This window comes from Mucilaginibacter sp. P4_A11 (assembly GCF_056402535.1).
On sequence record NZ_JBFUHE010000005.1, the window covers coordinates 466,302 to 476,243 of the forward strand.

The window sequence follows — 9,942 nt, forward strand, 5'->3', positions numbered from 1 at the left end:
TGATTTATCTTTGAGAATAAGATGTGACCATGATAAATAAATCATTCCGGTACGAGCAGGTAATCCATAAAATTGAAGAAACTATTACCGGCCTTGAACTGCAACCGGGCGACAAGCTTCCGTCTGTCCGTAAAGTGAGCGAAGAGTTGAATGTAAGCCTCACTACAGTAAATCAGGCGTACGCCATACTGGAAGCAAGAGGTACTATCGTATCAAGGCCGGGTTCGGGGTATTACATTAATACGGTTAGCAAAAAAGTTTTAACCACCAAACGTTTTATTCCGCTGCCTGAAAAAGTAGAGGTGAGCAGTATGGCTGCCGCCATGATGAAAAACACCATTAAGTATAGCGTAATTAACTTTTCATCCCTTGCGCCTATCAACGAATATCTCCCCATTACCAAAATCAACAAGGCCATGCAGGCCTCGATGAAAGAGGAAAGCGATATATACCAATATACATTTTTAGAGGGGCACCCCCGTTTACGCAAACAAATAGCCCTACAATCGTTCGATTGGGATAAAAGCATAAAACAGGAAGAGATCCTGATCACTAACGGTTGCATGGAGGCCATTAACCTTTGTCTTGATGCTATCACCAAACGCGGCGATATCGTCGCAATTGAATCACCTGCCTATGCAGGCATTCTGCAATGTTTGGAAAGTAAAGGGTTAAAAGCCCTGGGTATTCATGTGGATCCGGTTACCGGACTTGATCTGGTCGATTTGGAAAACGCCCTGGATAACAACAAAGTAACAGCATGTATATTTATGCCTGTATGCCAAAATCCCTATGGTTGCTCCATGTCTGAAGCCAACAAGATAAAGCTGGTTGAAATTTTAGGTGTACGGGAGATCCCTTTAATTGAAGACGACGCCTTGGGTGAACTTTATTTTGAAAAAACAAGGCCCTTACCTGCCAAGGCCTATGATACTTATGATAATGTGCTATACTGTTCATCATTTTCCAAATCGCTGATGCCCGGATTCAGGATAGGCTGGGTAGCGGCAGGGAAATATATGGCCGAAATTGAAAAGCTTAAATTTGCCGAAAACATATCGACCAACGGTTTGCTGCAGGACGCCATAGCCCGCTTTTTGGAAAGCGGCACCTATCAAACGCACATTAAAAAGCTACGGCAGTTTGCAAAAAAACAAACATGCCAGTATCGGAACGCCATTTTAAAATACTTTCCGGAAGATACAAAGGTAACCGAGCCCGTAGGTGGCTATAGTTTATGGGTTGAATTGCCCCAAAATGTAAACGCGCTCACCTTGCAACGGGAAGCATTGAAATTCGGTATCGGGTTTTGCCCCGGGCAGATATTTTCGGCATCAAACCATTTTCAAAACTTTATGCGGATAAATTGCTGCCCCCTCTGGACAACGCGCATTGACGATGCTTTTAAAACTTTAGGCAAGCTTACCCGTTCGATAGGCGAAAGACAAGCGAATACCACCGTATAAAAAAGGGGCGGTTACTTAAGAAACCTGCCCCAACTCCATCTGAACCTTAAATACTAAACGCTATCAGCCCCGGCCGCTTTAGTTATATCAATCTTCGCCTGAAAAAGCCGAGGCAATTAGCAGTTTTGCATGCACGTCTCTACAAAAGTTCTCAGATTTTACTGAAGATTCAGCAGCCCAAAAAAGCGATAGTTAGAAATATCAATCTCCAATTTTGGATGATCTCAGTGACCTTAAAATCATTAATACTTTCATTAAAGAACCAACCAGCCGATAATTGTGCTATTGGTATTAAAACACTATAAAGTTATCGTTTGAGTACTACCATCATTTATTTTGTATTTGATTATTTTACTGCCCCTGGTAATAGTAATATTTAGTTTCTGATTATTTAGCCTCGATATTTTAAGATCGAACACATGCCCAAACGAATGGATGTTATTCAATGACATTTCATTCCACCCCTTTGGCAGCCTTGGGGTACAATCAAAGCTGTTAAAACCAGTTGGCAGTATCCCAAACACGCCTTCGATAAATATCCGGCAATATAATCCACCCTCGGCCGATAAATGCCTTTGATTACCTTCGGGATAGGCTTCCACCGGATAAGGGACATGCTCTCCTAACAACCTTCTGCGTGAATAATAACGCAGGTAATCCATTGCTCTTTCTGTTTTGCCGGCCTGGAACACCCCACGAAGCGCGTAGAGGGTAGAGCGGTCCCAAAATGTTTCTTTACCAGCCTCGGTGGCCAATCCATCCGCCGTCCATAGCCTCGGCGAAAACAATGCGTCGACCGTCCCCTCGGCCCTGTTTAAAATACCCATAGTAAGCGGAACACAAATCCAGGCACGGAGTACATTATTGGTTTCATAATATTTATACGTTTCAAAGCCCTCTACATTACCCCCGAAATATTTCTCGATATTTACTTTAAGCACCTCGGCTTGTTTTAAATATTCATCTGTTAGCGCTTTGGGCTGATGCAATTGCTTCCCCAAATTGGCCGTCGATATTAACGCACCATAATAAAGGCTGCTCGTTGGTATATTGGCTTTACCAGATGGAAAACGTCCTTCGAGTTCGTCAGAATTGGAAGTGACAACACCCTGATCATTTAATTTCTGGCGACAGTATTCCAGGCACCAGGTGATGAGCGGCCACAATACCCTTGCAGAATCAGGATGGCCATAGGCCAGCGCAAACCGGGAAGCGCCATAAGCAAGCATAGCCTGGTCACCCCTGTCTCCGGCACCTTGCCATACCGCATCGCCTTCGGCAACAATTGAACTTGGGATGGCTTTGTATTCCGGGTTCATGTACCTGGCAAACAAACGATAAGATGTCATAGCAGCGAGATTCCCGATACTATCGCCCAGGAACGCGTAGAAAGGATAGGTATATTCAGCCTGATCATTTGCCCAGATAGCGGCATAATAAGCCAAGCCGCCAGGGCCATGCATATAACCTACCTTGGTTTTGTAAATACTTTCTGTCCCCCTGATCTTAGCAAATTTAAACTCTGTATTCAATAGAGTGTCAGGAGTTTGCAATCGCAATGGCGATAAAATAGTATTGATGCGTTTTTCGCGCGCTTTTTCTTCCGCATCAGCATTTACGTTAATAGGCTGGGCTGGAAAATCTGTTGCCAGGTAATAAACGGCAAAAGCAGTATGCCCACCCGGTTGAACCACCCGGCTGCCGGCACCGATAGATGCCATGATTACCGTGTGCGGCCTCACTTTACTGGTGGCGCTGTCTGTTTTCACCTCCCGTTTCAGGGATTCCATGGAAATGCTGACCGGTTTATCAGTCGTATTGGTAAACACGAACTTTTCGATAACCATAGGTTTATCCACTGAAGGAAAGATGCTCCGGTCTATTTTCACTAGCCCCGGATTAGTCGTTACTGCCTCCACACGCATAATACCTTTGTGGCTGATGCTTTTAATATTATAAGTAAGGTTACCCGATTTTTTCCCGATGGACAAGTCAGTCTTTAATTGGCGGCTGTTAATAAAAAAACGTGGCAGCTCATTATCCAGAAAAGTATAATCAATGTGGCTCCGGGTGGCATCAGGCAACATACGGAATGTAGGGAATACTACTGTTCGTGAAACGGATGACCTGCCGGCACTGTCTAACCCATATTGAACCCAAACAGACACTTTTTCTCCCGACATTTCAATATGATCTGCATGTGGCAGCCTTCCATTAATAGTCCACCTGATACTTCCGTCGGGCTGGATGGCCCAGCGGTCTGTTTGTTGGGGTAAAGCAGGCTGTTGGGCATAAAGCCCGCAGGGCAACAGCAAAGTCAAAAAGCTTAAAAGTATTTTGTAAATATTGGTTTTCATATTATAATTTGTTTTTATTTATATCAATTCATTCACCTTTATATCAGGCGCTTTCCTATTTTAATTGGCAGCCTGTCCCGGAAAATTATAATCGTATCTCCAGGTGTCGCTCATATCCGGGTACTGCTGTTTGCATTCCAGGTATTCGTTCATCATTCTGCGCATAGTAGGGTTAAGTGTCTCCAAATATTCAGGTGTTAACAAACCGGCGTTGAGCAGATAAAAATGCCAGGTGGGCGGAAAGGCTGCGCTATGGTACCCCATATGCAAGGTCCGTCGGGGTAGTTCCATGGTTTTGGTATATCCCCGGTGGATCAGGTTATTGTTATAGATCACCGCCTGGCCGGCCTTTAAGCGAACAGGAATACCACCCGGCATTTCGGCGCCAACAGGGGCATAGTGCTTCGAAGCCTGAAATGCTTCATTCTCTTCGGGGGTGTTAGGCCGGTTATGGCTATGCGGTACAATCCAAAGGGAGTTTTCATCTACTAATGGCAAATTGATTTGTACGCTGTTATGAAATCGTTCTTTAGAAAACATCCAATCTTCAATCTCAGCCTGCGGAATCTGGATAACGTCCCGGTGCCAGCCCAGCGAATAAGAAGTGCCTGCATTTGCTGCCAGTATCGACGCGTTGTTGATGATCAGGTTCGGCCCTATGATCTGTTCAACTACTTTTAATACCACCGGATTATAAAAGGCATGATGAATAGGTTCGGTTCCCACCTTGGTCAGTAAATGAAAATAATATTGACGGGCTTCCTGCCCGAACGAAGCGATCTCATCGCCCAGGTGCTGAAAGGAGGAACTGCGGGCCAGCTTGTCGGCTGCTTCAATTTTGGGGCTTAATAACTTGTCCATGATCAGCCTGAAGTGGTCAATTTCACCCTGGGTTAAGACATTAACAATCACATACCCCTCTTCTTCGAAGGATTCCTTTAGATTTTCCATATGAAATTTTGTTTAGTTTATTTTGATTTTTCGCTCAGTTTCAAAAGAGTTTAGACATGAGTATTCCCCTACCCAATTCAACGGATTCCCTTAATCTTCTATATCTATTTTGTGCTTAGATTACCCTAATCTGTTCCCTGGTTTAAAAACACATGCCATGCTATTTATAATTGATTACAAGCTATTTAGGTTATAAATGATTAAATAGTCAACGTTGACTATTTAACAAACATATATGCTTTATTCTGCACTTCCAAATTTTTTAGATAAAAACTGTATTATTGCTTTGCGTGAAAACAAGCTCAAATAAAACTATCGGTATTAAAGAAATCGCGGAACGGGCCGGGGTATCCACCGGCCCTGTTGACAAGGTATTAAATAACCGTGGTGGGGTTTCAAAGGCAACACACGAACGTATCTTACAGGCAATTAAAGACCTCGGGTATAAACCGAACATTTTGGCCAGCAGGTTAAAATCGGCGAGAGATTATAGTATTGTGGTTTTAATTCCTGAAGCGACGGACATGATCCCCTTTTGGTCGGCCCATAGCGTAGGATTTGAGGAGGCATTGAAAGAAGTTTCCCCTTTTGGGATCAATATTAATATCCTAACCTTTGAGCAGAATAACGAGGTTTCCTTTAAATTACGTGTGGATGAAGTGATTGGCGATAACTATGACGGTATTTTTATGGTGCCGGTATTTCATGATCAAACAATAAGATTACTGGAACATTGTAAGGATTTAAGTGTGCCCGTCATCTTCTTTGACAGTAATTTACCGGGTCTATCCAATATCAGCTTTATAGGGAATCATTCGAAAGACAGCGGATACCTGGCGGCTAATTTATTGGATTATACAATTTCCAAAAAGGGCGATATACTGATTGCCTCTATTGAAAGGGAAGAAGATAATCACATTCAATTCTCCGCCCGGGAGGAAGGGTTTTTAACTTTCTTTGAAAACTCCGGTAGGAAAATATGGAGATTTAAAGACAATACCGGGAATGAGCAAACGATAAGTAAAGGTATTACTGCGGTTTTTGAGGATAACCCGCATTTGGAAGGAATATTTGTTGTGAATGGCATTGATAAGATTGCAGCAGCAATCACTCAGGAACAGAAGCTCAACTATCGTGTAGTCGGGTATGATCTTGTCGAGAATAATATTCAAATGCTGAAGAATGGAGCCATCGATTTCCTGATCAGCCAGCAACCCCAAAAACAGGCATATCAAGGCATTAAATTGTTTTACGATCTTTTAATATTAAAAAAAACGATAGCCTCTTCTTATTTCCTTCCGCTTGATATCGTTATGAAAGCGAATATAGATTATTACAGTTTTCTGTAAATCAACGGGTATAAACTTTGCAAGATCTGCAAGGGTTCCTTAAAAAAAACCTGTCAAACGAGTGGGCAGGAGTTAATTGCTGTTCAGGTCACTGCCAGCCACCGCCTAAGGCGCGGTACAAATAAACTATTGCCTGCAGCCTTTGTAACCGGTCGTTGACGCTCGCCAATTGAGCGGCCAAAAGGCCTTGCTGCGCAGTAAGCACCTCTGTGTAATTAGCTGAGCCATACCTGACCAGTTGTTGTGTATAATTTACTGACTTTTCAAGACTCTTCAATTGCAGGGTTCTTGTAGCCACTTTCTCCATCGCCGATTTGTAGGACATCATGGCATTGGATACGTCCTGTCCCGCGCTCAGGACTGTATATTGAAAATTAAGCAACTGCTGTTGTTGATCTTCCTTCGCAACAATTAGCCGCAACTTGTTCGCGCCCTGATTAAAAAGAGGCTGGGTGATGCCGCCTGCAAGGTTGCCGACAAGAGATCCGACACTGAAAAAGGATTTAACACTGGAATAACCTCCGGAGCCGGTAAGCGTAAGCGAAGGGTAAAAATAGGTGCGGGCTACATTGGTAAGTTCAAAGGCATTTCTGAAGCCGTATTCTGCTGCCATGACATCCGGTCTGTTGGCCAGCATCCTGGCGGGCACGCCGGGATCAAGTATGGTAAGCGGCTGCTCCACGTCAATTTTTGACCTTGTAACCGGCCCGGGTACCCTACCCGCCAGGAGGTTAATCATATTTTCTGTTTGCCAGATTGATTGTTTCAGGTCAGGGATCGTAACCTCGGCGGCATATTTGCTGGCTTCGCTTTGTACAACCGCCGCCCCGGTTACCACATCGGCTACCTTTAATGACTTCATAGTACTGATCGTGATTTCCCAGTCTTTTACACTTTGTTCGGTAACCATTAACTGCTGGTCCAGAGCCATCAAATTATAATAGTTATTCGCTATATCGGCAACAAGAGATGTTTGCACCGCCCTTGCATTGGCTGTTGCCTGCAGCAGCGATGCAAACTGGGCCTTTTTAGCACTCTTTAATTTCCCCCAAATGTCAGCTTCCCAACTGGCTGTAATCTCTGAACTGTAAATGCGATTTTTGGTTGCGCTGAATGCCTGTGGATTAGATGAGCCCGATAGCGTCAACCCTGCATCGGCACTAATAGAGGGGAAATAGGCAAGTTTGCTCTGATCGAAATAAGCCTGAGCCTGACGTATAGCCGAGTACGCTTTTTGAAGATCGAAATTATGACTGATACCTTCCGATATTAACTGCTGTAAAACAGTATCTGTAAAAACTTCATGCCAGTGAAGAGCCGCAATGGAACTGGTATCGCTCACTGCATAATCCCTGAACAGGCTATCGTTTTTAACGATAGGCGGCTGGTATGGCTTAGTGATATGGCACGCTGTTAATACAGCGGCTGCACCTACATAAACAATATTTTTGATTATCGTTTTCATAATTGCTATAGCGTCCCCGGGTTAGTATTCATTGAACTGTCTGTCGCGGCAGGCGGATTGACATTGCCCTTAACCGGCTTCTTTTTAACTTTCTCCTGCAGCGTTTGAAAAATAATGAACAAAACAGGCGTAATGAAAATGCCAAAGGTGGTGCCGGTCAACATTCCTCCTACTGCCCCGGTACCGATTGAACGGTTTCCGTTAGCACCGGCACCGGTCGCCGTCATCAACGGGATCAGTCCGAGTATGAATGCAAACGAGGTCATCAGTATAGGCCTTAACCTGGCCTGCGCGCCCTTCACAGCCGCGTCGACGATGCTCATACCTTCGCGTCTTCGTTCCGCCGCAAATTCTACGATCAGGATTGCGTTTTTTGCCAGCAATCCAATCAGCATGATCAGTGTGATCTGCAGGTAAATATTATTGGCAACGCCAAACAGGTAAGCGAAAATGAACGCTCCCGCGATGCCGATTGGAATGGTCAGCAAAATAGCCGCGGGAAGGATATAGCTTTCGTACTGGGCACTCAAAATAAGGTAAACAAATACCAGGCAAAGTAAAAAGATGTAAATGGTCTGGCTGTTGCCGGCCAGCTCCTGCCTGGTAATACCCGAATATTCATAACTAAAGCCTTGGGGCAATTCCTCCGTGGCAACTGCTGCAACAGCAGATACAGCCTCTCCGGAACTATAGCCTGTGTTTGCCGTGCCGTTGATGTTAATAGAAGTAAACAGGTTGAACCGGGTAATGGCTTGCGGGCCATAATCCTGGCTCAAGGTCACAAATTCCGTGATCGGGATCATATCCCCCGTATTGTTGCGCACAAACACTGCGTTCATGCTTTCGGGGTTCATCCTGAACTCCGGCGAAGCCTGTACCATTACCCGGTACTGCTGGCCGAAGCTGGTGATGTTCGAAACATATATGCCGCCAAAATAGCCTTGCATGGCCCCGGTTACATCAGTCACATCGAGCCCGGCCTCTTTAAGTTTCGGGACATTAACATTCATCAAATACTGCGGAAAATTGGGATTAAAAGATGTGGTGGCAAACTGGATTTCCGGCCGCTCACTGAGCGCGGATAAAAAGTCTTTGCTTATTTTATAAAATTTGGCGATGCTGCCGCCTGTTTTATCCTGCAGTTGAAAGGTAAAGCCACTGGTTACGCCGAAACCCTGTATGGTGGGTGGCGTGGTATATTTGACATCCGCCGCCGTAATATTGGCAGACCTGCTGTCCAGTTCTTTAATGATCGCCTGAATATCCCTTTTTCGCTTGTCCCATGGTATAAGTTTCATGATCACCATGCCGTAATTGTTGCCGTTTCCAGAAAGCGCGCTGCGACCGTTGACGACCAGGATATTGTTAATTTCAGGTATCGAACGGGCCAGGGCTTCAATTCTTCCGGTCACTTCATTTGTGCGGTCCAGCGAGGCATCTGGCGGCAAGGCCACGCTACAGGTGATCGACCCCAAGTCCTCGCTCGGAACAAACCCTGTAGGTGTTGCTTTGGCAATCAACAACAACAGCAACACGAATACGGCAAGCGTGGACAGCGGGATCCACTTTTTTCTGCTAAAAAACGTTACCGCCTGTATATACCGCTTTTGAAATTTTTCAAAACCTGCATTAAAAGCCACGTAGAACTTTTGGATGAAGCTGAGTTTTTTGTTATCGTTGTCTTTTCCCTTTAAAAACAGCGCGCATAACACGGGGCTTAAAGTGAGGGCGTTTGTTGCTGATAAAACGATTGCAATAGCCAGCGTCAGGCCGAATTGTTTGTAAAAAACACCTGACGACCCGCCGATAAAACTCACCGGAATAAATACGGCTGACATAACCAGGGTAATGGAAATAATTGCGCCGGAAATCTCGCCTATGGCGTCAATGCTCGCCTCTTTTGCCGAACGATAACCTGCATCCAGTTTAGCATGCACCGCTTCAACAACCACTATGGCATCATCTACCACTATACCGATAGCGAGGATGATCGCGAACAGGGTCAGCAGGTTAATGGTGAAACCAAGCACGTTCAGGAAAAAGAACGTGCCAATAATAGCTACAGGTACGGAGATCGCAGGGATAAGCGTGGAACGAAAATCCTGAAGAAAGAGGAAAACAACAAAGAATACAAGAATGAAAGCTTCCAGCAGTGTATGCAACACCTTACCTGGATATACCAATGATATTGACCCCTCTTCGCCAATCTAAAGTGACCCCTCTGAGTTAGGGTTTGAAAGAGAGTAAAGTTGTTGTACAGATAGGCTCTTTGGAGCGGATGTTTTTGTCCGGTTTAACAACTATTATTTTTACAAAAATACATTTTCTGATTTAGAGTTTCTTCTCCTTAGTGA

At 44.6% G+C, this 9,942-nt stretch carries 6 protein-coding genes; 2 read left to right on the forward strand and 4 right to left on the reverse strand.

What is annotated here, in order from left to right:
* Positions 1–29 precede the first annotated feature (29 nt).
* Positions 30–1,466: an aminotransferase-like domain-containing protein gene (locus AC1DUD_RS12975; RefSeq protein ID WP_477375103.1), complete on the forward strand. Its 1,437-nt coding sequence runs from the start codon at positions 30–32 to the stop codon at positions 1,464–1,466.
* A 299-nt stretch (positions 1,467–1,765) separates the two neighbouring features.
* On the opposite strand, the gene AC1DUD_RS12980 is transcribed toward AC1DUD_RS12975, so the two are convergent.
* On the reverse strand, positions 1,766–3,823 hold the full coding sequence (locus tag AC1DUD_RS12980; RefSeq protein ID WP_477375104.1) for a hypothetical protein: 2,058 nt from the start codon (positions 3,821–3,823) through the stop codon (positions 1,766–1,768).
* 60 nt (positions 3,824–3,883) lie between these two features.
* Positions 3,884–4,774, reverse strand: a complete 891-nt coding sequence (locus AC1DUD_RS12985; RefSeq protein ID WP_477375105.1) for a phytanoyl-CoA dioxygenase family protein — start codon at positions 4,772–4,774, stop codon at positions 3,884–3,886.
* A 290-nt stretch (positions 4,775–5,064) separates the two neighbouring features.
* On the opposite strand from AC1DUD_RS12985, the gene AC1DUD_RS12990 reads away from it, so the two are divergent.
* Positions 5,065–6,123: a LacI family DNA-binding transcriptional regulator gene (locus AC1DUD_RS12990; protein ID WP_477375106.1), complete on the forward strand. Its 1,059-nt coding sequence runs from the start codon at positions 5,065–5,067 to the stop codon at positions 6,121–6,123.
* An 88-nt stretch (positions 6,124–6,211) separates the two neighbouring features.
* Here AC1DUD_RS12990 and AC1DUD_RS12995 read toward each other — a convergent pair whose 3' ends face one another.
* Both AC1DUD_RS12995 and AC1DUD_RS13000 read right to left on the reverse strand, forming a co-directional pair.
* On the reverse strand, positions 6,212–7,588 hold the full coding sequence (locus tag AC1DUD_RS12995) for a TolC family protein (protein WP_477375107.1): 1,377 nt from the start codon (positions 7,586–7,588) through the stop codon (positions 6,212–6,214).
* 5 nt (positions 7,589–7,593) lie between these two features.
* On the reverse strand, positions 7,594–9,753 hold the full coding sequence (locus tag AC1DUD_RS13000) for an efflux RND transporter permease subunit (protein WP_477375108.1): 2,160 nt from the start codon (positions 9,751–9,753) through the stop codon (positions 7,594–7,596).
* Between the last annotated feature and the right edge of the window lie 189 nt (positions 9,754–9,942).

What these genes read in the sequence shown, in the direction of transcription:
- AC1DUD_RS12980 (WP_477375104.1), bottom strand. Translation starts at nt 3,823, where the DNA reads ATGAAAACCAATATTTACAAAATACTTTTAAGCTTTTTGACTTTGCTG.
- AC1DUD_RS12975 (WP_477375103.1), top strand. Translation starts at nt 30, where the DNA reads ATGATAAATAAATCATTCCGGTACGAGCAGGTAATCCATAAAATTGAA.
- AC1DUD_RS12985 (WP_477375105.1), bottom strand. Translation starts at nt 4,774, where the DNA reads ATGGAAAATCTAAAGGAATCCTTCGAAGAAGAGGGGTATGTGATTGTT.
- AC1DUD_RS12995 (WP_477375107.1), bottom strand. Translation starts at nt 7,588, where the DNA reads ATGAAAACGATAATCAAAAATATTGTTTATGTAGGTGCAGCCGCTGTA.